This window comes from Sphingobium sp. TomMM7A (assembly GCF_055397305.1).
Genome location: NZ_AP027311.1, coordinates 1,247,284 through 1,273,495 on the forward strand (window position 1 = coordinate 1,247,284; position 26,212 = coordinate 1,273,495).

General features: G+C 61.8%; 21 protein-coding genes and 1 pseudogene. 9 read left to right on the forward strand and 13 right to left on the reverse strand.

What is annotated here, in order from left to right:
• Window positions 1-11 precede the first annotated feature (11 nt).
• Window positions 12-1,163, reverse strand: coding sequence for a LysR substrate-binding domain-containing protein (locus ACZ5ZH_RS06375; RefSeq protein ID WP_464772538.1), 1,152 nt, complete (start codon window positions 1,161-1,163; stop codon window positions 12-14).
• A gap of 103 nt (window positions 1,164-1,266) precedes the next feature.
• On the opposite strand from ACZ5ZH_RS06375, the gene ligK reads away from it, so the two are divergent.
• The 6 genes from ligK (at window position 1,267) to ACZ5ZH_RS06405 (ending at window position 7,180) form a co-directional block, all read left to right on the forward strand.
• Window positions 1,267-1,941: a 4-carboxy-4-hydroxy-2-oxoadipate aldolase/oxaloacetate decarboxylase gene (ligK, locus tag ACZ5ZH_RS06380; RefSeq protein WP_460986086.1), complete on the forward strand. Its 675-nt coding sequence runs from the start codon at window positions 1,267-1,269 to the stop codon at window positions 1,939-1,941.
• Window positions 1,934-2,989 (forward strand): 4-oxalomesaconate tautomerase, encoded by a 1,056-nt coding sequence (locus ACZ5ZH_RS06385; protein ID WP_464772539.1) that lies wholly within the window; start codon window positions 1,934-1,936, stop codon window positions 2,987-2,989. Before ligK ends, ACZ5ZH_RS06385 begins: the two co-directional genes overlap by 8 nt.
• Window positions 2,986-3,873 (forward strand): amidohydrolase family protein, encoded by an 888-nt coding sequence (locus tag ACZ5ZH_RS06390; protein ID WP_464772540.1) that lies wholly within the window; start codon window positions 2,986-2,988, stop codon window positions 3,871-3,873. Before ACZ5ZH_RS06385 ends, ACZ5ZH_RS06390 begins: the two co-directional genes overlap by 4 nt.
• A gap of 201 nt (window positions 3,874-4,074) precedes the next feature.
• Window positions 4,075-5,178, forward strand: coding sequence for a Rieske 2Fe-2S domain-containing protein (locus tag ACZ5ZH_RS06395; protein WP_464772541.1), 1,104 nt, complete (start codon window positions 4,075-4,077; stop codon window positions 5,176-5,178).
• Window positions 5,179-5,186: 8 nt separating this feature from the next.
• On the forward strand, window positions 5,187-6,149 hold the full coding sequence (locus ACZ5ZH_RS06400; RefSeq protein WP_464772542.1) for a PDR/VanB family oxidoreductase: 963 nt from the start codon (window positions 5,187-5,189) through the stop codon (window positions 6,147-6,149).
• A gap of 89 nt (window positions 6,150-6,238) precedes the next feature.
• Window positions 6,239-7,180, forward strand: a complete 942-nt coding sequence (locus tag ACZ5ZH_RS06405) for a helix-turn-helix domain-containing protein (protein WP_464772543.1) — start codon at window positions 6,239-6,241, stop codon at window positions 7,178-7,180.
• 267 nt (window positions 7,181-7,447) lie between these two features.
• On the opposite strand, the pseudogene ACZ5ZH_RS06410 reads toward ACZ5ZH_RS06405, so the two are convergent.
• Together ACZ5ZH_RS06410 and ACZ5ZH_RS06415 are read right to left on the reverse strand one after the other, a co-directional pair.
• Window positions 7,448-8,398 (reverse strand): annotated as a pseudogene (locus ACZ5ZH_RS06410) (IS110 family RNA-guided transposase).
• 113 nt (window positions 8,399-8,511) lie between these two features.
• Window positions 8,512-9,807, reverse strand: a complete 1,296-nt coding sequence (locus ACZ5ZH_RS06415; RefSeq protein ID WP_460988091.1) for a chloride channel protein — start codon at window positions 9,805-9,807, stop codon at window positions 8,512-8,514.
• Window positions 9,808-10,314: 507 nt separating this feature from the next.
• On the opposite strand from ACZ5ZH_RS06415, the gene ACZ5ZH_RS06420 reads away from it, so the two are divergent.
• The gene (locus ACZ5ZH_RS06420) at window positions 10,315-10,509 is read left to right on the forward strand and encodes a KTSC domain-containing protein (RefSeq protein WP_460986092.1); all 195 of its coding nucleotides are present in this window, start codon (window positions 10,315-10,317) and stop codon (window positions 10,507-10,509) included.
• On the opposite strand, the gene glmS is transcribed toward ACZ5ZH_RS06420, so the two are convergent.
• The 3 genes from glmS to glmU all read right to left on the reverse strand — a co-directional run bounded on the left by glmS (window position 10,496) and on the right by glmU (window position 14,558).
• Window positions 10,496-12,319: a glutamine--fructose-6-phosphate transaminase (isomerizing) gene (glmS, locus tag ACZ5ZH_RS06425; RefSeq protein ID WP_464772544.1), complete on the reverse strand. Its 1,824-nt coding sequence runs from the start codon at window positions 12,317-12,319 to the stop codon at window positions 10,496-10,498. The two genes, ACZ5ZH_RS06420 and glmS, sit on opposite strands and share 14 nt — an antisense overlap.
• Before the next feature lie 92 nt (window positions 12,320-12,411).
• A complete protein-coding gene (locus tag ACZ5ZH_RS06430; RefSeq protein ID WP_464772545.1) occupies window positions 12,412-13,224 on the reverse strand; it encodes a metallophosphoesterase in 813 nt (270 codons plus the stop codon).
• A gap of 41 nt (window positions 13,225-13,265) precedes the next feature.
• Window positions 13,266-14,558 carry a bifunctional UDP-N-acetylglucosamine diphosphorylase/glucosamine-1-phosphate N-acetyltransferase GlmU gene (glmU, locus tag ACZ5ZH_RS06435; protein WP_449474648.1) on the reverse strand — a complete coding sequence of 431 codons (1,293 nt, stop codon included), beginning with the start codon at window positions 14,556-14,558 and terminating at the stop codon, window positions 13,266-13,268.
• A 154-nt stretch (window positions 14,559-14,712) separates the two neighbouring features.
• Here glmU and ACZ5ZH_RS06440 point away from each other — a divergent pair, with 154 nt between their 5' ends.
• Window positions 14,713-15,381: an HAD family hydrolase gene (locus ACZ5ZH_RS06440; protein ID WP_460986093.1), complete on the forward strand. Its 669-nt coding sequence runs from the start codon at window positions 14,713-14,715 to the stop codon at window positions 15,379-15,381.
• Window positions 15,382-15,520: 139 nt separating this feature from the next.
• A complete protein-coding gene (locus ACZ5ZH_RS06445) occupies window positions 15,521-16,693 on the forward strand; it encodes a GGDEF domain-containing protein (RefSeq protein ID WP_460986094.1) in 1,173 nt (390 codons plus the stop codon).
• Window positions 16,694-16,747: 54 nt separating this feature from the next.
• Here the strand turns inward: ACZ5ZH_RS06445 and lpdA are convergent, their stop codons facing one another.
• From lpdA to ACZ5ZH_RS06480, 7 genes are all read right to left on the reverse strand, one after another.
• A complete protein-coding gene (lpdA, locus tag ACZ5ZH_RS06450; protein WP_460986095.1) occupies window positions 16,748-18,148 on the reverse strand; it encodes a dihydrolipoyl dehydrogenase in 1,401 nt (466 codons plus the stop codon).
• A 133-nt stretch (window positions 18,149-18,281) separates the two neighbouring features.
• Complete coding sequence (gene odhB / locus ACZ5ZH_RS06455) at window positions 18,282-19,529, reverse strand: 2-oxoglutarate dehydrogenase complex dihydrolipoyllysine-residue succinyltransferase (RefSeq protein ID WP_460986096.1); 1,248 nt, start codon at window positions 19,527-19,529, stop codon at window positions 18,282-18,284.
• Between the two features lie 8 nt (window positions 19,530-19,537).
• The gene (locus ACZ5ZH_RS06460; RefSeq protein ID WP_464772546.1) at window positions 19,538-22,333 is read right to left on the reverse strand and encodes a 2-oxoglutarate dehydrogenase E1 component; all 2,796 of its coding nucleotides are present in this window, start codon (window positions 22,331-22,333) and stop codon (window positions 19,538-19,540) included.
• 87 nt (window positions 22,334-22,420) lie between these two features.
• Entirely contained in the window at window positions 22,421-23,305 is an 885-nt protein-coding gene (gene sucD, locus ACZ5ZH_RS06465) for a succinate--CoA ligase subunit alpha (RefSeq protein WP_464772547.1), read from the reverse strand.
• Between the two features lie 98 nt (window positions 23,306-23,403).
• The gene (gene mdh, locus ACZ5ZH_RS06470) at window positions 23,404-24,366 is read right to left on the reverse strand and encodes a malate dehydrogenase (RefSeq protein ID WP_449473341.1); all 963 of its coding nucleotides are present in this window, start codon (window positions 24,364-24,366) and stop codon (window positions 23,404-23,406) included.
• Window positions 24,367-24,637: 271 nt separating this feature from the next.
• The gene (gene zapE / locus ACZ5ZH_RS06475; RefSeq protein ID WP_464772548.1) at window positions 24,638-25,750 is read right to left on the reverse strand and encodes a cell division protein ZapE; all 1,113 of its coding nucleotides are present in this window, start codon (window positions 25,748-25,750) and stop codon (window positions 24,638-24,640) included.
• A complete protein-coding gene (locus tag ACZ5ZH_RS06480) occupies window positions 25,747-26,208 on the reverse strand; it encodes a PaaI family thioesterase (RefSeq protein ID WP_464772549.1) in 462 nt (153 codons plus the stop codon). Before ACZ5ZH_RS06480 ends, zapE begins: the two co-directional genes overlap by 4 nt.
• Window positions 26,209-26,212 lie beyond the last annotated feature (4 nt).

Sequence of the window (26,212 nt, forward strand, 5' to 3'; positions counted from 1 at the left end):
CTCATAAGTTTTTACGAACTTATGCCTTCAACTTCCTGATCGATCGCCGCCATGAAACAGTGTTGCAAGCGGGTCGGCCGCCAGTCCGTTCTGGTGGTCAGCCCGATCATGCGGCTGATCGCGCCGGGCGCGGGACCGATGTCGATCACCATCCCGGCGTTCAGTTCCAGCGCCAGTTGATCGACCGACAGCATCGTCAGATAATCGCCGTTCACCAGCAGCTCGCGGATCGTCATCACCGATCCGCATTCGATCGGCACGGCAGGCAATTCGCCGCCCAGCGTCTCCACCATCTCCCGCCACAACTGCCGCAACGGCGTCCCTTCCGGCGGCAATATCCATGGGAAACGCCGCAGAGCATCCGCGTCCCATCCTCCGGCCAGCGGATGCCCGGCCCGCGCCATGATCGTCGGCCGATCCTCGAACAGCGGCTTTTGCACAAGGTCCTGCCCGACCGACGCATCACGCAGCGCGCCGATCATCATGTCCACCTCGCCGTCGCGTAAGGGACCGACCAGTTCGGCATGTGATCCTTCATGGACGCTGATATGCACCTGCGGGAACTCGCGCCGAAACCGGCTGATCACGCGGGGCAGCAGCCTTGCGCGCGACAGCGGCATTGCGCCCACCACGACCCGCCCGCTCTCCTGCCCTTTCAGCGCCTCGATCTCTTCCAGCCCCGACCGCAATTCCGCCAGCGCCAGCCGCAACCGCCGCGCCAGCGCTGCCCCCGCATTCGTCAGCGCTACGCCCCGCCCACGCCGCTCCGCCAGCCTGTATCCCATCGCGAGGCCAAGGTCGCCCACCGCCCTATGCAGCGACGGCTCCGTCACCCCTGCCTCGACCGCCGCCGCCGCATAGCTCCCCGCCCGCGCAAGCGCGACAAAGGCCCGTATCTGCGCCGCCGTCGCCCGGTTGCTACCAATCAGCCGCAACGCCGCCTCCAGACGCGGGGCAAGCCTTGTCGCCGCTTCCGTCGGCGTCATGCCGCCCGGATGCCGCTCGAACAGCGGCAGGCCCAGCTGCGCCTCCAGCTTGGCGATCCCCTGCGTCACCGCAGGCTGCGTCAGATTGACGGCACGCGCCGCCAGGCTAACGGTCCCTTGCGCGACCACGGCGGCGACGGCGGACAGGTGACGGATATTGAACTGATCAGGTGCCATCACGAACACTTAGCAAAAACTAATGCCAACGACACAGTTTAAATTTGAGCAACCCGTTTCTTTTCGCCACTTCCTTCATGCTTTCGCCAAAGGAGCAAATCGCATGTCCGGCATCGTCGTCCAGAATATCGACCGGGCGGACCTTTCCATCATCGACGCCCTCGCCCATTGCGGCGTCGCCACCGTCCACGAATCCCAGGGCCGCACCGGACTCCTCGCGCCGTACATGCGCCCGATCTATCCCGGCGCCCGCATTGCCGGCAGCGCCGTCACCATTTCCGCCCCTCCCGGCGACAACTGGATGATCCACGTCGCGATCGAACAGCTCCGCGAAGGCGACATCCTCCTCCTCGCGCCCACCAGCCCCTGCACCGACGGCTATTTCGGCGATCTCCTGGCAACCTCAGCCCAGGCGCGCGGCTGTCGCGGCCTCGTCATCGACGCAGGCGTGCGCGACGTCCGCGACCTCACGCAAATGAACTTCCCCGTCTGGTCGAAGGCAGTCCATGCCCAGGGCACGATAAAGGCGACGCTCGGCAGCGTGAACATCCCCGTCGTCTGCGCCAACGCCCTCGTCAATCCCGGTGACATCATCATCGCCGACGATGACGGCGTCTGCATCGTCCCACGCGCCAACGCCGCCGCTGTCCTCGAAAAGGCCCAGGCCCGCGAAGCCGCCGAAGAAGCCAAGCGTGTTCGCCTGGCTGCTGGCGAACTCGGTCTCGACATCTACAACATGCGGCCGCGCCTTGAAGAAATGGGCCTCAAATATGTCTGACTCCGCCCGTGTCATGTGGATGCGCGGCGGCACGTCAAAGGGCGGCTATTTCCTCGCCAAAGACTTGCCCGCCGACCCCGCCATTCGCGACAGCTTCCTTCTGCGCATCATGGGTTCACCCGATCCCCGTCAGATCGACGGCATGGGCGGCGCCGACCCGCTGACGAGCAAGGTTGCCGTGGTCAAAAAGTCGGCGCGGCCCGGCGTGGATATCGACTATCTCTTTCTCCAGGTCTTCGTTGATCAAGCCATCGTCACCGACGCGCAGAATTGCGGCAACATTCTCGCTGGCGTTGGCCCCTTCGCTATCGAGCGCGGCCTCGTCGAGGCACGGGATGGGGAGACCCGCGTCGCCATCTACATGGAAAATACCGGCCAGACCGCGATCGCGACCGTGCAAACCCCGAGCCGTATCGTCCGCTATGACGGCGACGCGAAGATCGACGGAGTCCCCGGCACCGCTGCCCCTATCCCGCTGGAATTCCGCGACACCGCCGGTTCTTCCTGCGGCGCTTTGCTCCCAACCGGCAATGTCTTTGACGAGATCGAAGGCGTTCGCGTCACCCTGATCGATAACGGGATGCCTTGCGTCGTCATGAAGGCGCAGGACTTGGGCATAACCGGCTATGAAGATCGCGACGCGTTGGACAAAGACACCGCCCTGAAGGCTCGCATCGAGAAAATCCGTCTCGCCGTTGGAGAGCGCATGAACCTTGGCGATGTAAAGGAAAAGTCGGTGCCCAAGATGATGCTGGTAGCACCCCCGCGCCACGGCGGCGCGATCACCGTGCGCAGCTTCATTCCCCATCGCGCCCACGCCTCCATTGGCGTGCTGGGCGCAGTCAGCGTCGCCACCACCTGCCTCATTGAAGGCACGCCAGCGGCAGAGCTTGCCGCCATCCCCGATGGCAGGATCAAAAGCCTTTCGGTAGAGCATCCCACGGGCGAAACCACCTGTGTCATGGAACTGGACGATCAGGACAGGGTCGTCAGCGCCGCCTTGCTGCGCACCGCCCGAAAGCTGATGGACGGAGAGATTTTTGCATGACGAATCGTGTTGTTAGCTGGCACTCCACTCCGTCAGCCCCTGGTTTCAGGCCACCCCCGGGCGCGGTCGATGCGCATTGCCATGTCTTTGGACCAATGGCGCGGTTTCCATTCAGTCCCAAGGCGAAATATCTTCCAGATGACGCAGGGCCGGATATGCTCTTCGCGCTTCGGGACCGGCTGGGCTTCTCCCGCAACGTCATCGTCCAGGCGAGTTGCCACGGAACGGATAATGCCGCGACTTTGGACGCCATAGCGCAGTCAAACGGCAAGGCGCGCGGCGTCGCGGTGGTCGATCCGGAAATCAGCGACGCAGAACTTGAAACGCTGCACGAAGGCGGCATTCGCGGAGTACGCTTCAACTTCCTCAAGCGTCTTGTCGATGACGCGCCGAAGGATAAATTCCTCCAAATCGCTCGCCGCATCCAGCCGCTTGGATGGCATGTAGTTGTCTATTTTGAACCCGACCTTCTGGAAGAACTGCGCCCTTTCCTGGACGCCATTCCCACCCTCATCGTCATCGATCATATGGGCCGTCCGGACGTCACCCAAGGGCCGGACGGCATCGACATGCGCGCTTTTCGCGCCCTGCTCGACAGCAGGGACGACATCTGGACCAAGGTCACATGTCCCGATCGGTTAGACCCGCAAGGCCCGCCGTGGGACGATTTCGCAAGGACCGTCGCCCCTCTGGTCACGGATTATCCAACCCGCGTGCTCTGGGGCACCGATTGGCCACACCCGAACATGGAAAAGGCAATTCCCGACGACGGAGCGCTGGTCGATATGATCCCGCGCATCGCGCCCACCGCCAGCCTCCAGCATAGTCTGCTCGTCGCCAATCCCGCCCGGCTTTACTGGCCCGAGGAAGTAGCTGACGATTAGTTTACAGCCGAAATGCTCGATCGGAGCGGGTTCTCGAAATCGCAGTCTTGATCCATGGAAGCCTCCATGCGCGTACCCCTTACGGCGCTGCTTCCTAGTCCCAACTTTTGTGCTCTCCTGTCCGCGCAAGCCCGGACGCGCCGATCTATCCTGACAGCGAAAAACGGCCCGACGACAGGCTGAAATAATGCGGAGAGGCAGATGTTCCTTAAGAATTGCTGGTATGTAGCCGCTTGGAGCAGCGAGATCGGGCGCACCCTGCTGGAACGTCAGATCTGCAATGAATCGATCGTCTTCTACCGCACGGAAAATGGCGATCCGGTCGCTCTCGGCAATGTCTGCCCGCACCGCTTTGCCCCGCTAAGCGCCGGAAAGCTGATCGGCGATGATGTCCAGTGCGGTTATCATGGCTTCCGTTTCGGCACCTCCGGCGGCTGCACCAGAACGCCGCTAATCGATGGCATCATCCCGGCGAAGATGCGGGTGAAGCGCTATGCCGTGGTTGAACGCTACGACATGATCTGGCTGTGGCTCGGCGATGCGGATCACGCCGACGAAAGCACGATCCCCGATTTTTCCTGCAACAATCACCCGTCCTTCCGCCGGATCGAAGGCATGATGGAGGTCGCGGCCAACTACGAGCTGATCAGCGACAACCTGCTCGACCTGACCCATGCCGAGTTTGTGCATGAGGGCGTTTTGAACAGCGAGGCACTCACCCGCAGCAAGTTGGAGACACTCCAAAGCGGCACCACGGTCTGGTCCAACCGCTGGGCGCATGACGGCGCGGCGCCGCCCGCCTGGGGCGCCGCTTTCGACAATTACGCCGGGAATGTCGATCACTGGGCCTATATGCGCTGGGACCCGCCGGGCAACCTGCTGCTCGACGTCGGCGTAACCCCGGTGGGCAAGACGCGAGATGAGGGCGTCTGGCTCTATGGGTGCGACCTGTTGACGCCCAAGGATGCGACCTCCAGCTGGTATTTCTGGTCCTTCGCCCGCAACTACAAGGTGGACGATCCGTCGGTCGACGAGATGTGGCGCGCCGCGATCGAGATCGCCTTCGTCGGGCAGGACAAGCCGATCCTGGAAGAACAGCAGCGCATGATGGGGACCCGGACGCTCGATGAGATGGGACCGGTCATGGCGTCAGCCGACGTCGCGGCAACCCGCGCCCGCCGGATCATGAAGAAGCTCATCGCCGACGAGGCTGAAGGCGCCTTGCCGCAGCCCGGCGCGGAATCGCCGCTCGACCTGCTGAGGCGAAAGGCTGGCACGCGACTGCCGGTCGAACCTGTGGTCTGAGGCAGGTCATGGCAAAGCTGGCTGACGGGCTGACGCTCGAAATCACCGGACGCATGCTGCTGGCTCCAGATATCGTGCAGATCGACCTCGCGCGGGCTGACGGCGGCGAGCTGCCGCCCTTCGCGGCAGGGGCACATATCGACGTCCTGCTGGATGAAGGATTGGTGCGGCAATATTCGCTGTGCAACAACCCGGCCGAGCGACACCGCTACCAGATTGCGGTGCTGCGCGAACGGCAATCGCGCGGCGGATCGGCTCGGGTGCATGACGCCTTCCATCCGGGGCGGCAGGTAAATGTCGGCACGCCGCGCAACCTGTTCGCGCTGGCCGAAGGAGGTAGCCGCCATATATTGATCGGCGGGGGCATTGGCATCACCCCGATCATGTCCATGGCAGCGGCACTGGCGAGCGGAGGGAAGTCTTTCGACTTGCATTATTGCTGCCGGAGCCCGGCAAGCGCCGCCTTCGGCAGCGCCGTGGACGCGGCGGGCGGACGCATCTATTTCAGTCGGCATGACGAATCGCCTCGCTTCGATCCGGCGGCAGCGCTTGGGTCGCCCGGCCCAGGCACCCATATTTATGTGTGCGGCCCGGCAGGCTTCATGAACGCCGTGCGGGACGAGGCTCAGCGACTTGGCTGGGCGGATGCCAACATCCATCGCGAACTGTTCGAAGCCGCCGAACCGCTGGTACAAGCAGGCGACAAGCCCTTCGATGTGCGCATTGCCAGCACGGGCGCGACCTTTACGATCGCACCCGGCACGTCGGTTGCCAGCATTCTGGCCGATGCGGGGGTCGACGTGCCGATCAGTTGCGAACAAGGCGTGTGCGGCACCTGCGTCACCGGCGTGCTGGAAGGGGTGCCGGATCATCGCGACAGCTATCTGACCGACGAGGAACGGGACGAAGGAAAGCTCTTCACCCCCTGCTGCTCGCGGGCGCTATCGCCGCTGTTGCTTCTCGACCTCTAACCTAACGTCCTTGTGGCGCGTCCCCGCCTTTCCCGCTATCGTCGCGACCGAACGTGCGATCTACGGCGCGGGAAGGAGACGGACTGCGGGTGAATGGCCCCGGCTATCACGTATCGACCGCCGCGCTGGACGGCGCGCCCGCCTTTGACCATTGGCACGGGCAGGTGCAGGCGCATGTGACGCCCATCGACATTCGCGTGCCGGATCGCACTACATTCCGCGGCGAGTTGCGGCAGCAGCATATCGGCGACGTGCAATTCTCCGTCATCAACGCGACCAGCCAGGAAGGCGTGCACGACGCCAGCGGACGCCACGGCGCCTCGCCGCGCTTCGACCTTGTCTATATGCGCAGCGGCGGCATCACCCTGCGCCAGAACGGGCGCGAAGCCACGCTGGGCGCGGGCGAGGCCCTGTTGTTCAGCCATCTCGATAATTTCAGCTTTGTCACATCGGCATTTTCGGAAGCCTATCTGGTCGCCCTGCCCAGCGCCTGGATCGAACGCTGGCTCGCCGATCCCTATGCCTGCACCATCCGCCCGCTGATCGGATCATCGCCATGGGGCGCTGCGATCGACGGGCTGTTGCACAGCGTCGCCCATGCCGTGGAGGAAGGACGGCCCCTGCCCGCTCACCTGATCGCTGACCAGCTTGGCGGCTGCCTGGCGCTGATGTGCGATGGGATGGCGGGCGAGGAAACCACACATCGCCGCCGCCTGATGCACCAGATCCGACGGACGCTGACCAGCGGCTTCGCGGACCCGGACCTGACGCCTGCGGCCATCGCCGCGCAGCACGGCATTTCGGTCCGCTATCTCCACAGCCTGTTCGCCGCGACGGGCAGCAGCGTCGGGCGCGAACTGCGCACGATCCGCTTGGGCCGCGTCCGCGCGATGCTGGAGGACAGGGCGTGCCGCAGCCTGACCGTCAGCGAGATCGCTTATGCGTGCGGCTTCAATGATCCGGGCTATCTCGCCCGCTGTTTCGCACAAGAATTTGGGCGTTCGCCGACGTCTTTTCGGAAGGACGGTTAGGGGCTCAGCTTCTTTCCGTGTAAATTACATCACCGTTCGCCGTGAGCCTGTCGAAGGCAGACGGTCTTCTGTGGATGGCTCCCGCGTTGCAAGCGTAAAGTGATGACTGGCGTTCCGTCAGGTGCAGTCGTCTGTCCGGCCTGTTGATGCAGTCGGTGTAGACTGCTGGCCCTGATGGTGTCCGCGAACAAGGTCCTATCGGTTTTGCCATCACATCCTTCGCTCTCACAACCTCGTGAAGCTGATCTCCTCAGCTAAGTTCTTGATCTATGCTGCCGCCAGCATAGGCGCATGCCCGCGTTCGAACACGCCGCCGCGCGCCATGACCGCCCATGCGATCCGCGCCATTTTGTTGGCAATGGCGACCGAGGCGACGCGCGCGGGCTTTCTGGCGAGCAGAGCGACGAAACGCGGATCGACCGTGCCGGGTTTCTCCTTGGCGTATCGGATCAGCGCGATTGCGCCGACGACCAGGAGCTACCGCAGATATCTGTCGCCCATCTTGGTAATGCGCCCTAAACGTTCCTTGCCGCCACTGGAGCTCTGCCGTGGGGTCAGCCCCAGCCAGGCAGCGAACTGGCGCCCTGACGAGAACTGGCCTGGATCGGTCACCGACGCGGCGAGCGCGGTCGCGCCGATCGGTCCGATACCACGGATCGTCGCTAGGCGTCGGGCCCTGTCGTCGGTCCGCTGTAAGGCGGCGAGACGCAGGTCGAGCTTGCGCAACTGGACATGAAGCTGGAGCAGTTGCCCTGCCAGCACTACGACGACATTCGCCGCTTCGGTCGGCAAGCACGCTGCGCATCATGTTGACCAACTGCGTGCGCTGCTTGATCAACAGGCTACGCACACGGTGCAGCGACAACGCCGCCTGCTGCTCGCGCGACTTGATGGGCACAAACCGCATTGTCTGGCGTGTGACCGCTTCGCAGATCGCCTCGGCGTCGGCGGCATCGTTCTTGCCGCGCTTTACATAAGGCTTCACGTACACCGCCGGCATCAGCCGCACCTCGTGACCCAGCCTAGTCAGTTCGCGCGCGCAGTGATGCGACGTCCCGCAGGCCTCTGCGCCTACCAAGCAAGACGGCAACTTCTGGAAGACGGCAGCATCTGGGATCGCCGCAGCGCCTTGCGAATGACGACCTCACCGGTCGCGCTGATACCGTGAACCTGAAAAACGTTCTTGGCCAAATCCAGGCCGATCATGCTAATCTCCATGGCGGGTGGCTCGGGTTGCATGACAGCAAACCCATCTTGGCACCTAGATGCCGTGAGCGGGAGCCATCCACCTCATCCACCTGCGGAAGGCGCCTGGGCAAGATGGACATTATCTAAGCCCGCTTCGCCTCGTGTGAAGTGGAGCGGAACTGCCCGGACAGAGCGTGATAAAGTTTTTGGCGACAAATCATGGTGCTGACGGCATCCGCGATCAACGCCGTCGCGAACAAGGGTAAAATCATGGTCCGGTCGGCCGTCATCTCCATCATGATGATCACAGCAGTCATCGGCGCCCGAACAACACCCGTAAAATATCCAACCATACCAAGCAGTACCACGGCGCCTGAAGGGCTGTTGGGGAAAACGGAGGAAATCAACTGACCAAGACCAGCTCCGACCGACAGCGACGGGGCAAATATGCCGCCAGGAGCGCTACTGAGCGCTGTAGCAAGGGTGGAGATAAACTTCGCCGGGCCAAAGCTCATGGTCGAACCGTGGCCAACGAGGAGAAGTTTGGTGGTTTCATAGCCGGTGCCCCATGTAAGGCCATTCGTGACGCAGCCCGTGATGGCGACGACTAGCCCACATCCCGCCGCGAACATGACGGGGCGAGACCGAATACGGATCAGCACTGGGTGGCGCGGCCATGTAGCCGCGATAAGAATGCGGGAGAAAATACCGCCGAAAAAGCCTCCAAGCACTCCCGCTATCGGCGCAATGAGAAGCATAGCCCGGAGCGGCAGATTTCCGTTCATCGCCCCGAAATACACATAGTCTCCCGCCAGACCGAGGCTCACCAATCCCGAGATCATCACTGCGGCCATCACCATAAGGGCCACTTTCTGCTCAAACGCAGATGCCAGCTCCTCGATCGCAAACGCAACCCCGGCAAGCGGGGTGTTGAAAGCTGCCGCCACGCCTGCCGCGCCCCCCGCGATAATGATACCGCTCGAGACGGGCACCCGAAGCCAGCGATGAACCGCGACCATGAGTGCCGCGCTGATTTGTACGGTTGGACCTTCGCGTCCTGCCGATCCACCGACGAGTAACATGCTGATCGTGCCGCATAACTTGGCCCCAGCCGTCTTCAGCGACAACAAGTCCCCCCCTGCATGCAGGTCTGGGTTATGACTGGCAGCCATCACCTGCGGGATGCCAGACCCGCGAGCAGCTGGAAAGAAGCGCAGCGTGGCATAGGCGACTGCCGCGAAGACCAAGGGCGTGACGATGAGAGGCGCATAGCGCGAGATCGTCACCACTTGCAGAAAAATATTCTGAGAAACCTCACCCATCCGAGCAAAAACAATAGCCGCCAGACCGAGTATGATGGCGCCTGCAACGGCAGCCAACCGGCTATGGACGGCAGCGATATGTTTGCCGGTCAGTGGGATACGAATAAGCTGGCGCATGGTTTGGAAATTATCTGGAATGTAGAAATCATATGCCCCCGGAGACGCCTCCCCTGCTGCGAAGCGCGCAGTTCGGCCGTGAACATCCACCTCATAAACGTCAAAGCCATGAATTGGCTTGGAATAAGGGGGGCGTGGAAGTGAACTTCGCCGATTCTGCGCCAACGAGGAAAAATGCGGCTACTTTTTGAATCGTCCAAAGGCCATTCTACGCCTTGGGATCTTACGCCCAGAGGATTCCAATCCATCGACATGGATTATCCCTTAACGGAACGTAGGCTCATTGGAACGGGAAATTGACCACGGAGCGGCAACAAATGGTCGAAAGCCTACCCTCCTCATTTCGTCATGCCAGCGCATGCTGGCATCTCGGTCGATGGCGCTCGACCTCGCTCACGAGATCCCAGCTTGCCGCTGGGATGACGGAGAAAGGACAGCTGTACGGGACCGAAACCATGCCACCGCTCGAACATGAAACATCTTAGGCCATCGATCATTACATAAGCCGTGCCATCCACAGCCATTCGCGAATTTCACTATAACGCGGCCGAACACCGGCTGGACGTCCAGTTCATCAGCGGAAAGCGTTACAGCTATTTCGATGTGCCGGAAAATCTGGCTGGAGAGATGGCCAAAGCGACCTCGAAGGGCGGCTTTTTCAACCACCACATCCGCGACCGCTTTCCCTTCATTCGACAGTGACGGACTTCGCCAGATTGCGCGGCTGATCGACATCGGTCCCCTTTGCCACCGCCACATGATAGGCCAGCAACTGCACCGGCACGGCATAGACCATCGGTGCGATCAGTGGGTGAACCTTGGGCATGGTGATCGTAGCGATGCAGCCCTCGCCCGCCGCCTTCACGCCGTCATAGTCGGAAATCAGCACCACTTTGCCGCCGCGCGCCTGCACTTCCTGCATGTTGCTGACGGTCTTCTCGAACAGCCGCCCACTCGGCGCGAGGACGATCACCGGCACCTTGTCGTCGATCAGCGCGATCGGCCCATGCTTCATCTCACCGGCGGCATAGCCCTCGGCATGGATATAGCTAATTTCCTTGAGCTTCAGCGCGCCTTCCAGCGCCAGCGGATAGTCCGGACCTCGGCCGAGATACAGCACGTCCCGCGCGCCCGCGATCAGGTGCGCCATGCCCTCAATCGACTCATCATAGGCCAGCGCGCCGTTCAGCGCGGCGGGCGCTTCGGCGAGGTGGCGCACAAGTTCCTTCTCGGCCTTCGCGTCGAGCCTACCCTTGGCCCGCGCCAGATTCGCCGCGAATGCCGCCAGCACCGCCAGCTGGCAGGTAAAGGCCTTGGTCGACGCGACACCGATTTCCGGCCCGGCATGGGTCGGCAGCAGCAAGTCAGCCTCCCGCGCCATGGTGCTGGTGGGCACATTGACGACCGCCGCGATCTTCTGCCCCTCGCTCCGGGCATGGCGGAGCGCGGCCAGCGTATCAGCGGTTTCGCCCGATTGGCTGATGACGATCATCAACCCGCCATCCTCCATCACCGGAGCGCGGTAGCGGAACTCGCTTGCCACATCGATATCGACGGGCACGCGGGCGAATTGCTCAACCCAATATTTGGCGACCATCCCGGCATAATAGCTGGTGCCGCACGCAACGATCGTAACGCGGCGGATCGCGCCCAGGTCGAAATCCGGAATGGGCAGCGACACCCGGTCTTCCATCCGCTGGAGATAGGATTTCAGCGTCTGCGCGACGACCACCGGCTGCTCGTAAATCTCCTTGAGCATGTAGTGGCGGTGATTGCCCTTGGAGATCAGCTCGCCGGTCACCCCTGAAATGGTGATCGGCCGCTCGACAGGATTGTTGTCCTTGTCAAAAATCTCCGCGCCCTCTGCGGTGATGACGACCCAGTCGCCCTCCTCCAGATAGGAAATGCGCTGCGTCAGCGGCGCCAGCGCCAGCGCGTCGGAACCCAGATAGGTCTCACCCTCGCCATAACCCACGACCAACGGCGACCCCAGCCGCGCGCCGATCAGCATGCCGGGATGGCTGCGAAACAGGATAGCCAGCGCAAAGGCGCCATGCAGGCGGGGCAGCACTTGCGCCACCGCGTCCTTTGGCGAAGTGCCCTGCTCCACCAATTCGCTCACCAGATGCGCGACAACTTCCGTATCCGTTTCGCTATCGAAACGCCGTCCGCGCGCCATCAATTCCTCGCGAAGCGGCTTGAAATTCTCGATGATCCCATTGTGCACCAATGCCACTTCCTTCGTGGCATGCGGATGCGCGTTGCTGGTCGTCGGCGCCCCATGCGTCGCCCAGCGGGTATGCGCGATCCCCGTCGTTCCCGGCAGCGGTTTATTCGACAATTCCTTCACGAGATTGGCAAGCTTGCCCTCGGCCCGCCGCCGCTCGATTGCGCCTTCATAGACTGTCGCAACGCCCGCGCTGTCATAGCCGCGATATTCCAGCCGCTTGAGCCCCTCGGCGAGCCGCTCCGCAACGTCGTCCTTACCGATGATCCCGATGATACCGCACATGAATCCTGAGCCTCAAAGCTATGCAAACAAACGACCAACCCGTTTCGCGCCCACCTATGCCATGATCGACGGATCAGCGACAGGGTAGACAGTCATTCTGGACGAATTGTAACCAGCCAGACATCTGGCGGCGAACGCAGCCTGATCGGCAGGCCACTGGTGCCGATCCCCGCCGACACGACCATGGATTTCGCATCGTCACGATAGACGCCGCAAGCATAGCGGGTGCCGAAGCGGGACGGCACATAGACAATCCCAGCAAAGGGCAGCGCCACCTGACCACAATGCGTGTGCCCCACCATCGCCAGCAACGACCTGTCGGGCAGGGAAGGGAAAACGTCAGGCCCGTGGGAAAGGAGTATCTGAGCGCCGCCCATATCCTCCATCTCCTGCAACACGCCGGGGACATCCGGGCGGTCAGTGTAAATATCGCGCAACCCGCCGATCACCAGCGGCCCCCGGCGCACGGCCTGATCGGTCAAAAGGGTGATCCCGATCCGCCGAAAGAGGGCGCGCCATTGGGTGCGGCTGATCTTCGCGTAACGGCGCGCGTCGTGATTACCGAGCACCGCCAGTACACCCATCGGCGCACGAAGAGCTGAAAAGGGCGCGATACTCGCGACCGGATCATAAACCGCACCGCCCTTATGATCGCCGATATAGTCCCCGCCCAGCAGGATAAGATCGGGCTTCAGACCGTTCACCTGACGCACGATCCGCGCCATCCTATCGGGACTGTTATCCGGTCCCGACAAATGAGAATCGGTCATCAGCGCGACCGTCAACGACCGTCGCGGCGCGCCTTCCGGAAATGGTAGCGCGATCTCCATCCGGCGCACCACCGGCGTGGCCCGCGCATTAGCGATAAGCCAGATGCAAGAGCCTGCCGCAATCAGGCCCAGCATCAGCAGCGCCCAAAGGCACCCTCTACGACCAGATGGGGATTTCACTTGGCCGCTTTGCGCGCCTGCATTCCAGCGCGGAACCGCGCCGCCCATCCGGGCTTGCCCTCCTGCGCGGGCCGGACGAGGCAAAGAGCGTCCGCCTCCACCTCCTTAGTCACCACACTCCCTGCGCCGACGATCGCGCCTGCCCCGATCTTGACCGGAGCGACTAGCGCGCTGTTGGAGCCGATGAACGCCCCCGCGCCGATTTCCGTCTTATATTTGAAAAAGCCATCATAGTTGCAGGTGATCGTACCCGCGCCGACATTGGCGCCTGCCCCGATGGTGGCATCGCCAATATAGGACAGGTGATTGACCTTCGCGCCTTCGCCCAGCTCCGCCTTTTTGACTTCGACGAAATTGCCGACCTTAGCCTTCGCGCCAATTTGGGCACCGGGACGCAGTCGCGCATAGGGGCCGATCTCGGCACCCTTAGAGATGGTTGCGCCCTCAATGTGCGAGAAGGCGTGGATGACCACATCGTCGGCCACCGTCACGCCCGGCCCAAATACGACATTCGGCTCGACCATGACATCGCGGCCAAGTTCGGTGTCATGCGCGAAGAATACGGTTTCCGGCGCTACCAGCGTCACGCCATCACGCATCGCCTCGCTACGCCGCCGGTCCTGCCAAGCAGCCTCGATCACCGCCTGTTCCGCGCGGCTGTTCACGCCAGCCACTTCCCACGCCTCGGTTTCGATGACGGCACTTTGAGCGCCGGGCAACATGATGATGTCGGGCAGATAATATTCGCCCGCCGCATTGTCGTTGCCGATCTTGTCGAGCAGGACAAAAAGATCCGTGGATCGTACAGCCATCAGGCCGGAGTTGCACAGCGTCACCGCCCGTTCCGCCGCGTCGGCATCCTTATATTCGACCATCTTGCCGATGATGCCTTGGCCGTTGGTAATGATCCGCCCATAGGCGCCCGCGTCCTCGGGTCTGAAGCCCAGCACCACCGCGCGCAGGTCATCTCCCAGGTTCAGCCGGTCCAGCATGGCCCGCATGGTTTCCGCCCGCACAAGCGGCACATCGCCATACAGGATCAAAATGTCACCCGCAAAACCGGCAAGCGCGTCATGCGCCTGGGCAACCGCGTGGCCAGTACCCAACTGCTGCTCCTGCACGGCGATCACCGCGCCAGTTCCGGCGACGGCGGCTTCCACTTGCTCACGGCCCGCGCCAACCACGACGACCTGCCGCTCGGGCTGAAGCTCCGCGACACTGGCCAACAGATGCAGCAACATTGGCCGACCCGCGACCGGATGGAGCACCTTGTGCTTGGCTGACTTCATGCGCGTACCCTGCCCGGCGGCAAGGATGATGACGGCGAGTGGGCGGGTGGCGGTCACGGCGGAACGCGTCCTCTTAGCAGGAAGGTTATGAATCTGATCGCTCTCTGCCACGTTTGCCTTGCCTTTGCCACCGGAGAGGCAGCATGAGCCGCGCATGACCAGCATTCCCTTCGATATAGTGGGCTTCGACCTCGACGGCACCTTGCTCGACACGAGCGGCGACCTCGCCGCGGCAGTCAATTACGCGATCGCGACCGATGGCCGCCCGCCCTTTCCCGTCGATGCCATCCGCCCGTTCGTGGGCAAGGGCGCGAAAGTCATGCTGGAACGAGCGCTAACCGCATCGGGCGGCTATGATGACGCCCTGCTGGCTCGGATGCTGCCGACATTGCTCGATTATTATGAGCAGAATCTCGCCATCCATTCGGTCCCCTATCCCGGCCTCATGGACGCGATGGAGGCTTTGGACAAAGCGGGCGCGAAGCTTGCGATCTGCACGAACAAGGCTGAACGCTTCACTATTCCCCTGCTCCATCAGATCGGCCTTTCCGAACGTTTCGTCAGCGTCATCGGCGGCGACACACTTGGCGTAGCAAAGCCGGACCCGGCGCCGATCCACGAGATGATCGCGCGCGCTGGCGGCGGCCGCACGATATTCCTCGGCGACACGATCAACGACATCGCGGGCGCTCGTAACGCGGGAGTACCAAGCATAGCGGTCAGCTTCGGCTTCCTCGACGGCCCCGTCGAACAACTGGAAGCAGACGCGGTCATAGATCATTTCGATGAACTGATGCCGCTTCTTGAAGGTTGGCCAGGCTGATCGTTGGCCGTTTGATCCATAGCGGATGAACATCTCGTCGATTTTGGAAGTATTTTTTAAACAAAGGCTTATACCGCCGCCCCAACGGCGGCTTCGTGCCTGCCGATCCTCCGGGTAACATCAGGTAAAGGCAGTCAGCATGGGAGAAAATTTCGCTTTCTTCCTGCCGATCATGATGGCCAGCTTTGGTATCGCGTTCCTGATCATCTGTAACTGGCATGTGCGGGCCGCTGCCTGGTGGAGCGCGGCCTTCTTCTGCGTCGCCGCAGGATTTGCGGCACCCGTCGGTTTTGCCGCGATGCCTGACCCTGTCTGGAGCATTATTGCTGATCTGCTGTTTGCCACCGGGTTTCTGCTTTTCGGTCAGGCCCTGTTGCAACGCTGGCGACCGTCCTGGCTTCTGACGGCGCGGCTGATGATCTGGGGCGGCTCGATCCTGCTGTGCATCCTCGCCTATGCGATGGACAATCTACCGCTCGAGCTGGTCGCCTCGGACTTTGGCTGCTTTCTCCTGATCGGACTTCCCCTTGTCGCGGCGAAGGATCACTTGCGTACAGGGGCCGATCGGACGTTGTTCGCCGCTGCATCGCTCGTCGCATTGGATAATTTCGTTCGCGGCACCACTGTCCCGCTCACGCTGTCGGAGAATGGCGACTTCCTCACCAGCGAATATGCTTTTTTGATGCAGGCGCTTGCATGCATATTTGGCTTGTTTCTCGCGTTCGCTGCTCTTGCGACGCAGGTGATCGACATACTGGGTCGCTATCAGCGGGAAGCCATGGTCGATCCGTTATCCGGCCTCTTCAATCGTCGGGGATTCGATGACGCCATCCAGCGTAGGCAATCGGATGGGCTGCCCGCAGGAAGTCTCATTGTCTGTGACATCGACCATTTCAAGACCATCAACGACGAATATGGTCACGCATCCGGCGACCAGGTGATCAGGGCGCTTTCTCGTCTTCTAACCACATTGGCTCCGGAGGGCGCGGTCGTGGCCCGCTTCGGTGGAGAGGAATTTGTCCTATTCCTACCGGGCATCAATGCAGCACATGCGGCGGAGATCGCGAACAAGCTGCGCGAAGGCTTCACCGCGACGATTGCAAAGCAACTACGGCTCAGCCGTCCATTGACTGCCAGCTTTGGCCTATCGACCACTCAACGCAGCGACACGTCAATCCACGACACCATCGCTCGCGCGGATGAGGCACTCTATGACGCAAAGGCTCGTGGCCGGAACCGGGTCTGCATCCGGCGCGCGCTATCCTCACCAACCATAGCGGCGGCGTCCACGCCCCGCATCGCCAGCGCCTGAAAAGCAGAAGGGCCGCACAGCGGCGGCCCTTTCCAACTTCGCCAAAGGCGCCGATCACATGTGGATCGGCTTGCCCATGACTGCCATTGCCGCTTCCTTGATCGCTTCGCTATGCGTCGGATGCGCGTGGCAGGTATAGGCGATATCCTCGCTCGATGCGCCGAATTCCATCGCCTGTGCCGCTTGCGCGATCATCGTGCCAGCCACGGTCGCGATGATCCACACGCCCAGGACCCTGTCGGTTTCCGCATCGGCGATCACCTTCACAAAGCCATCAGGCTCATGATTGGTCTTGGCGCGGCTATTCGCCATCATCGGGAACTTGCCGACCTTGACCGCACCGCGCTCCTTGGCGGCTTCCTCGGTAAGGCCGACGCCTGCAATCTCAGGCTTGGTATAGACCACCGACGGGATCACCGCATGGTTCACGATCCCCGTCAGCCCGGCGATATTCTCGGCGACGGCAATGCCCTCGTCCTCAGCCTTATGCGCGAGCATCGGGCCGGGGATCACATCGCCGACGGCCCAAACACCGGGGACCTTGGTTGCAAAGTCATGATCGGTTTCGATCTGCCCGCGCGCATTCAGCTCAAGGCCGATCTTGTCGAGACCCAGTCCATCTGTATTGGGACGGCGGCCGATCGACACCAGCACGACATCAGCCTCGATCGTCTCCGAAGCCCCGCCTGCGGCAGGCTCAACCGTCAGGCTGACGCCCTTCTTATGTGCCTTAGCGCCCGTGACCTTGGTGCCGAGCTTATATTCGAAGCCCTGCTTCTTGAAGATCTTGTTCGCTTCCTTGCGAACCTCGCCATCCATGCCCGGCAGGATCTGGTCGAGAAATTCGACGACCGTCACCTTCGAGCCCAGACGGCGCCAGACCGACCCCAGTTCCAGCCCGATGACGCCCCCGCCGATGACGACGAGGTGATCCGGAACCTTGTCCAGTTCCAGAGCGCCGGTTGAATCGACGATCAGGCCCTTGTCATTTTCCACTTCGACGCCCGGCAGCGGCGTCACGGAGGAACCCGTCGCGATAATGATATTTTTCGCGGTCACGGCCTTGCCCGCGACATCGACCGTGTTCGCGCCGGTAAAGCTCGCACGCCCCTTCAACCAGTCGACCTTGTTCTTTTTGAACAGGAATTCGATGCCGCCCGTCAGGCCCTTCACGGCATCCTTGCGCTGGCCCTGCATGGTATCCAGATCAAGGCTCATCTTGTCGATCTTGACGCCAAGCTTTGCGAGCGCGCCGCCTGCGGCCTCCTCGTAAAGCTCCGATGCGTGCAGCAGCGCCTTCGACGGAATGCAGCCGACATTCAAGCAGGTGCCGCCCAGCGTTTCACGGCTCTCGGCGCACGCGGTCTTGAGACCCAGTTGAGCCGCGCGGATGGCAGCGACATAGCCCCCCGGACCCGCGCCGATCACCAGGACGTCATAATCGAAGTCAGCCATCTCAATCTCCGTTCGCCCTTGTTCCGAGCCGCTTGTCTCGTCCCAACCTGTCAAAGGGCATTACTTTTTCTTTCGTCCCCTAGAAAGGACAGGGCTTCGACAGGCTCAGCCCGAACGGAATTAAAGGTTGATCTTACAGGTCGATCAGCAGACGGGTCGGATCCTCGATCGCGTTCTTGACCGCGACCAGGAAGGTCACCGCTTCACGACCATCGATCAGGCGATGGTCGTAGCTGAGCGCCAGATACATCATCGGACGGATGACGATCTGACCGTCGCGGACGACAGGACGATCTTCGATCCGGTGAAGGCCCAGAACAGCCGACTGCGGCGGGTTGATGATGGGGCTCGACAGGAGAGAACCAAAGACGCCGCCATTGGAGATGGTGAAGGTTCCGCCCTTCATATCTTCCATGGTCAGCGTGCCTTCCTTGGCCTTCTTGCCAAAGCCGCCAATCGTCTTTTCGATGTCAGCGACGCTAAGGCTTTCAGCGTTGCGGATCACCGGCACGACCAGGCCGTTCGGGGCCGACACGGCCACCGAAATATCGGCGAAGTCGTTATAGACGATCTCATCGCCTTCGATCTGCGCGTTGACGCCCGGAATGTCGCGCAGCGCCATGCAGACGGCTTTGGTGAAGAAGCCCATGAAGCCCAAACGGACACCATGCTTCTTTTCGAACAGGTCCTTATACTTCGCCCGCGCTTCGATGACATTTGTCATATCGACGTCATTATAGGTGGTCAGCAGCGCCGCGTTATTCTGCGCTTCCTTCAGGCGTTTGGCGACCGTCTGGCGCAGGCGCGTCATCTTGACGCGCTCCTGACGACGGCTCGGGCCAGCAGCAGGCGCCTCGGCAGCAGGCGCGGCAGCCGGTGCTGACGCCGTCGCCTTGGCCGTGCCCGCAGCCACGGCGGCCATCACGTCATCCTTCGTCAGGCGGCCGTCCTTGCCGGTGCCCTTGATCTTGCTCGGGTCGAGTCCATGCTCCAGCACTAAGCGGCGAACCGCTGGAGACAGCGTCAGATTGCCGCCCTCATCCTCATCAGCAGGCGCCGAAGCCGCAGGAGCAGGCATCGCAACCTCCGCCTTGGCAGCCGGAGCGGAAGCCGGGGCAGCTGCGGGCGTCGCAGCAGCAGCCCCGCCTTCGTTGATCATCGCCAACAGCGCGCCGACGTTCACCGTGTCGCCTTCCTTGGCGATGATGTCGCCCAAGGTTCCCGCGACCGGTGCGGGCACATCCACCGCCACCTTGTCGGTTTCCAGGCTGACGATCGGCTCATCGGCCTTCACCGCCTCGCCGGGCTTCTTCAGCCACTGACCAACGGTCGCTTCGGTAACGGATTCGCCCAGCGTGGGGACTTTGACTTCAGTTGCCATGAGCTGTGTCAGCCTTTCTTCTGGCGGCGGATTTCTTCACGAACGCTGTGACCCAGCGCATCGGCTACAAGGGCGCCCTGTTCGGCGACATGGCGCTTGGCGAGGCCCGTCGCAGGCGAAGCAGCAGCCTTGCGGCCCGCGTATCGCGCACGCATCGGCGCCTTGCCGGCAAGGCCCAGCGCTTCCTCGACATAAGGTTCGACGAAGAACCATGCGCCATTGTTACGCGGCTCTTCCTGGCACCAGACCACCTCTTCCAGGTTGGTCATGCGCTTGATGCGCGTGGCCAACGCTTCGGTGGCGAAAGGATAGATCTGCTCGATACGAACGATCTGAACATCCTTGTCACCCGCCGCGTCGCGCGCTTCGAGCAGATCATAGAAGACCTTGCCGGAGCACAGGACCAGCCGCTTCGTGTCAGCGTCCGCCGCTGCATGCGGATCGGACAGGATGCGCTTGAAATGCGTCTCCCCCACAAAATCCTCGGCCTTGCTCACCGCCAGCTTGTGCCGCAGCAGCGACTTCGGCGCCATGATGATGAGCGGCTTGCGGAAGGGGCGCAGCATCTGACGGCGCAGGACGTGGAAATAATTGGCCGGCGTCGTGATGTTGGCGACCTGAATATTTCCTTCCGCACACAGCTGAAGGAAGCGTTCCAGACGCGCCGAGCTATGCTCTGGCCCCTGCCCCTCATAGCCGTGGGGCAGCAGGCAGACGAGACCGTTCGAACGCAGCCACTTCGTCTCGGACGAGGCGATATATTGGTCGAACACGATCTGCGCGCCGTTAGCGAAGTCGCCGAATTGCGCTTCCCACAACACCAGACTCTTGGGGTCAGCCAGCGCAAAACCATATTCAAAGCCGAGCACGCCATATTCAGACAGCGGCGAATCCAGCACCTCAAACCGGCCATGCGGCACGGTCGAAAGCGGGACATATTTCCTCTCGCTATCCTGATCGACCCAGACCGCGTGACGCTGGCTGAACGTACCGCGTCCCGAATCCTGACCCGACAAGCGGACGCCATAGCCTTCGGACAGAAGCGAACCGAAAGCGAGCGCCTCACCAGTCGCCCAATCGAAATTCTGGCCCGACTTGAACATCTCCGCCTTGGCGTCGATCACGCGCTTGAGCGTCTTGTGGACGTTCAGACCTTCCGGAACCGTGCTTAGCGTTTTGCCCAGGCTATCGAACAGCTTCTGGCTGATCGCGCTTTCGACATTCTGGCGCGATGTTTCGGCGTCGGCCGGCTTGTGCAAACCCGACCAGCGGCCAGCGAACCAGTCGGCCTTATTGGCCTTGTAGCTCTTGGCCGCTTCAAACTCTTCTTCCAGATGGTTGACGAAGTCGCCCGTCACCTTGTTGACGAAATCATCGTCCACCACGCCTTCCGCCTTCAGCCGCGCCGAATAGACGTCGCTCACGGGGGGATGCTGACGAATCTTCGCGTACATCTGCGGTTGCGTGAAGCTCGGTTCATCACCTTCGTTGTGACCGAAGCGGCGATAGCACCACATGTCGATCACGATGTCGCGATGGAAGGTCTGGCGATATTCGATCGCCAGCTTGCACGCGAAGGTCACAGCTTCCGGATCGTCGCCATTGACGTGCAGGATCGGCGCCTGAACACCCTTCGCCACATCGCTCGGATAGGGCGAACCGCGCGAGAATTGCGGGCTCGTCGTGAAGCCGATCTGGTTGTTGACGATGAAGTGGATGCAGCCGCCAGTATTGTAACCGGAAACGCCGGAGAAGCCGAGGCATTCCCAGACGATGCCCTGACCAGCAAAGGCCGCGTCGCCGTGGATCAGCACAGGCAGGACCTGCTCATGCTTCTCCAGATCATCGCGGAAAGTCTGCTGCGCGCGGACCTTGCCCAGAACCACCGGATCGACGGTTTCGAGGTGCGACGGGTTGGGCACCAGCGACATGTGCACCTTGATGCCGTCAAATTCGCGGTCGGTGGAGGTGCCGAGATGATATTTCACGTCCCCCGATCCGCCGACATCCTCGGGGTTCGCAGTGCCGCCCGAAAATTCGTGGAAGATGACGCGGAAGCCCTTGGCCATCACGTTGGCGAGTACGTTCAGGCGGCCGCGATGGGCCATGCCGTAAACGATTTCGCGCACGCCCAGCGCACCACCATGTTTGATGATGGCTTCAAGCGCGGGGATCATGGACTCGCCACCATCCAGACCGAAGCGCTTGGTGCCGACATATTTGCGGCCAAGGAATTTCTCGTACTGCTCGCCCTGGATCACCTTGGACAGGATCGCCTTCTTGCCTTCAGGCGTGAAGTGAATCTCCTTGTCCTTGCCCTCCAACCGGTCCTGGAGGAACACGCGTTCCTCGACATCGGCGATGTGCATATATTCCAGGCCGACATTGCCGCAATAATTGGCACGCAGGATCGCGACGATCTCGCGCACTGTGGCATATTGCAGGCCCAGTGTGCCGCCCAGATATATCTTCCGCTCAAGGTCGGTGAGACCATGATATTCCGGGGTCAGGTCTGCGGGCAGTTCACGCTGAGTAAGCCCCAGGGGATCGAGATTGGCCGCGAGATGGCCCCGCACGCGATAGGTGCGGATCAGCAACTGCGCACGGATCGCATCGTCAGCGGCGCTGACTGCGTCGGCGTCAGAGACTGACTTGCCCGCAGCCTTGGCGGCAGCCTTCACCGCCACCTGCATCTGCGTCGGATCGAGCGCACCGGTCAGATCATCGGTGTCCGACAGCGGCCAATTGGGGCGTGCCCAGCTCGGCCCGCGTTCCGTTTCAAAGTCCTGGTTCTCGTAACCCATGCCTTAAGTCCCATACCGACCGCGTGCAGTCGCGAAGCGGGTATCAAGACGGCCGGGGTGCAGCCCGGCCACCTTGTCTGCCTTTGCTTAGCCCTTCAGGACTTCGACAAGCGTCGAGCCCAGTTCGGACGGGCTGGCGGCAACCTTGATCCCGGCTGCTTCCATCGCCGCGATCTTGCTTTCCGCGTCGCCCTTGCCACCCGACACGATCGCACCGGCATGGCCCATGCGGCGGCCCGGAGGCGCCGTGCGGCCCGCGATGAAACCAGCCATCGGCTTCTTGCGGCCCTTCTTGGCTTCGTCGATCAGGAACTGGGCAGCCTGCTCTTCCGCGTCGCCGCCGATTTCGCCGATCATGATGATCGATTCGGTCGCGTCATCGGCCAGGAACAGCTCCAGCACGTCGATGAAGTTGGTGCCGTTGACCGGATCGCCGCCGATGCCGACAGCCGTGGTCTGGCCCAGGCCCGCATTGGTGGTCTGGAACACGGCTTCATAGGTCAGCGTGCCGGAACGCGATACGACGCCAACCGAACCCTTGGAGAAGATCGAACCGGGCATGATGCCGATCTTGCATTCATTGGGGGTCAGGACGCCGGGGCAGTTCGGACCGATCAGACGCGACTTCGAACCCGACAGGGCACGCTTCACGCGAACCATGTCCAGCACCGGAATACCTTCCGTGATGCAAACGATCAGGGGGATTTCCGCATCGATCGCTTCCAGGATCGAATCAGCTGCGAATGGCGGCGGAACGTAGATGACGGATGCATCGGCGCCGGTCTTCGTCTTGGCTTCCGCGACGGTGTCGAACATGGGCAGGCCGATATGGGTCGTGCCGCCCTTGCCCGGCGTAACGCCGCCGACCATTTGCGTGCCATAGGCCAGCGCCTGTTCGGTGTGGAAGGTGCCGGTAGCGCCGGTCATACCCTGCGTAATGACCTTGGTGTTCTTGTTCACCAGAATGGACATGTCAGTCCCTTTGCATTCTGTGGAGGTGGCACTTCAAGTGAAGGCGTCATACCCCAGGCTGCTCACTCACCTGGGGCATGTCGGTGCAGCTTGTCAGATCAGGCGAGCGAAGGGTCGATACCCTTGCAGGCTTCCAGCAGTTCCTTGACCGCGTCCACCGACACCTGAAGGTTCGCCTTGGCCTCATCGTCCAGCTCGATCTCGATGACCTGCTCGACGCCATCCTTGCCGATGATCACGGGCACGCCCACATAGAGGTTGTCGACGCCATACTGACCAGTCAGGTTCGCCGCGCAGGGCAGCAGGCGCTTCTGATCGAACAGATAGGCTTCAGCCATCGCGATGCCGCTGGTGGCGGGCGCGTAGAAAGCGGAACCAGTCTTGAGCAGGCCGACGATCTCGCCGCCGCCCGAACGGGTGCGCTGAACGATGGCGTCGATGCGCTCCTTGGTGGAGCGACCCTGCTTGATGAGGTCGGGGATGGGGATGCCGGCGACGGTCGAATATTCGACGACGGGCACCATGGTGTCGCCATGACCGCCGAGAACGAAGCTGGTCACTTCCTTCACCGACACCTGGAATTCTTCAGCGAGGAAGTGGCTGAAGCGTGCGGAGTCGAGAACGCCTGCCATGCCGACGACCTTGTTGTGCGGCAGGCCGGAGAATTCGCGCAGCGCCCACACCATCGCGTCGAGCGGATTGGTGATGCAGATGACGAAGGCGTTGGGGGCGTTATTCTTGATGCCCTCGCCCACGGACTTCATGACCTTTAGGTTGATGCCCAGAAGATCGTCGCGGCTCATGCCCGGCTTGCGGGCGACACCGGCGGTAACGATGATGACGTCGGCGTCCTTGATGTCGGCATAGTCGTTGGTGCCGATGATCTTCGAGTCGAAACCTTCGACCGGGCCGCACTGCGACAGGTCGAGCGCCTTGCCCTGAGGAACGCCTTCGACCACGTCGAAGAGGACGATGTCGCCCAGACCCTTGAGAGCGGCGAGATGCGCGAGCGTACCACCGATATTGCCAGCGCCGATCAGCGCGATCTTCTTACGGGCCATATGCAATCATCCTCCAAGCACGGAAATTGGGATTGCCCGCCCGCTTAAGCCGATCTCATTAATGATTCAACCAACTAAACGGGGTTTGAGACATTTATCTTTGCAATTCATTCGCAGTTTCATTAAGAGTTTTTTGCCCCTGTTCGTTACGCGCTTCTACCCTGGCGCTGACTTGTCCCGCAGCGGCCACCTACCGGGCGCTTCCTCTCATAAGGAAGCGTCCGGGCCATTTTCAATGTGATGAATGAGTGCCCCGCAGCGCCGACCGGCACTATTTCGGGCCGTGCCCGAGGGCGAGATAGTCGTCCGACTGCATTTCCATCAGGCGCGAAACCGTGCGTTCGAATTCGAACGCTCCGTCGCCACGAGGATAGAGCTGCGCGGGTTCCGCATCGGCCGATGCGAGCAGCTTGACCTTATATTCGTACAAGGCGTCGATCAGCGTGACGAAGCGGGCGGCTTCGTTGCGGTTCTCAGGCCCCAGCACCGGGATGCCGACGAGGATGACGGTATGAAAGCGCCGCGCGATCGCCAGATAATCCGGCGCGCCGCGCGCCTCAGCACATAGGCGCTTGAAGGAAAAGACTGCCACACCCTTCAGGCTCTTTGGCACATGCAAGGTGCGCCCACCCTGCACCTTTATGTCCTCCACAGGAACCTTTGCCCGATCCTCCACCGGATAATCGGTAAGGCGGAAGAACGCTTCGGAAAGCGCCTTGGTCGCCGCTGGACCATTGGGCGAATGCCAAAGCTGCGCGTCGCCCAAACGGTCGAGCCGGTAGTCAGTCGGTCCATCGAGGGTCAGGACGTCCAGACGATCCTTGATGAGGTCGATGAACGGCAGGAAAAGCTGACGATTGAGGCCGTCCTTATAGAGTTCATCCGGCGCGCGGTTGGAGGTCGTGACCACCGTCACCCGCTTGTCCAGCAGCCCGGTGAACAGGCGTGACATGATGGCGGCGTCGGCCATGTTATTCACGACCATCTCGTCAAAGCAGAGCAGCCGCGCCTCTTCGGCGAGCGAGTCCACGACCGGAGGGATGGGATCGCCCTTCTCCGCCTTGCGAACCTCCGCCAGCCGCGCATGCACGTCGAGCATGAATTCATGGAAATGGGCGCGCTTCTTGCGCTTGACCTGCACGGTGTCGAAGAACAGGTCCATCAGCATCGACTTGCCCCGGCCGACGCCACCCCACATGTAGAGCCCGCGTGGCGGTTCGGGCGCCTTTCGCAGCAATTTCCACAAGGTCGATCCGCGAGGGGGAGCCGCTTCCAATTCCTGCTGAAGCGCGTTCAGCCGCGCCGCTGCGGCCTGCTGATCCGGATCACGACGCAATTCCCCAGCCGCGACGAGCGCGCGATAACGCTCGATTACGCTGCTCATTTGGGGACCGGCACCTTTCGCACCGTGGCGGTCGAGGAAGCGACCAGCCCGTCATCCTGATGCAGGGTCAGCCGCATGAAGAACAATCGCCCGGTTTCCTGCAAAACCTCAACATCGGCGCGCAACGGCTGGCCGACTTTACCGGAGCCGCAATATTGCATGGAAAGATCGACAGTGACGGCAGCAGCCTGCTCGGGACGCCCCATGGCCGCCAGCGCCGCAAAATAAGCATGGTCGGCAAAGGCCGCGAGAAAGCCGCCATGCAGCGCGCCGTTGCGATTGGCGTGCGACGGACGGGTTTCCAGCATCACAGTGGCGCGGCGATCACCCGCACCTTGCGAATAGCTGGGGCCGACCGATGTGCTGAGGAACGTCTCCGGAACCGGATCGCTCCAACGCAGCCAGTCAGCCCACGGACCTTCCAGCACCAGGCTTACAGGACCAGCATTATCGTCCACTGGA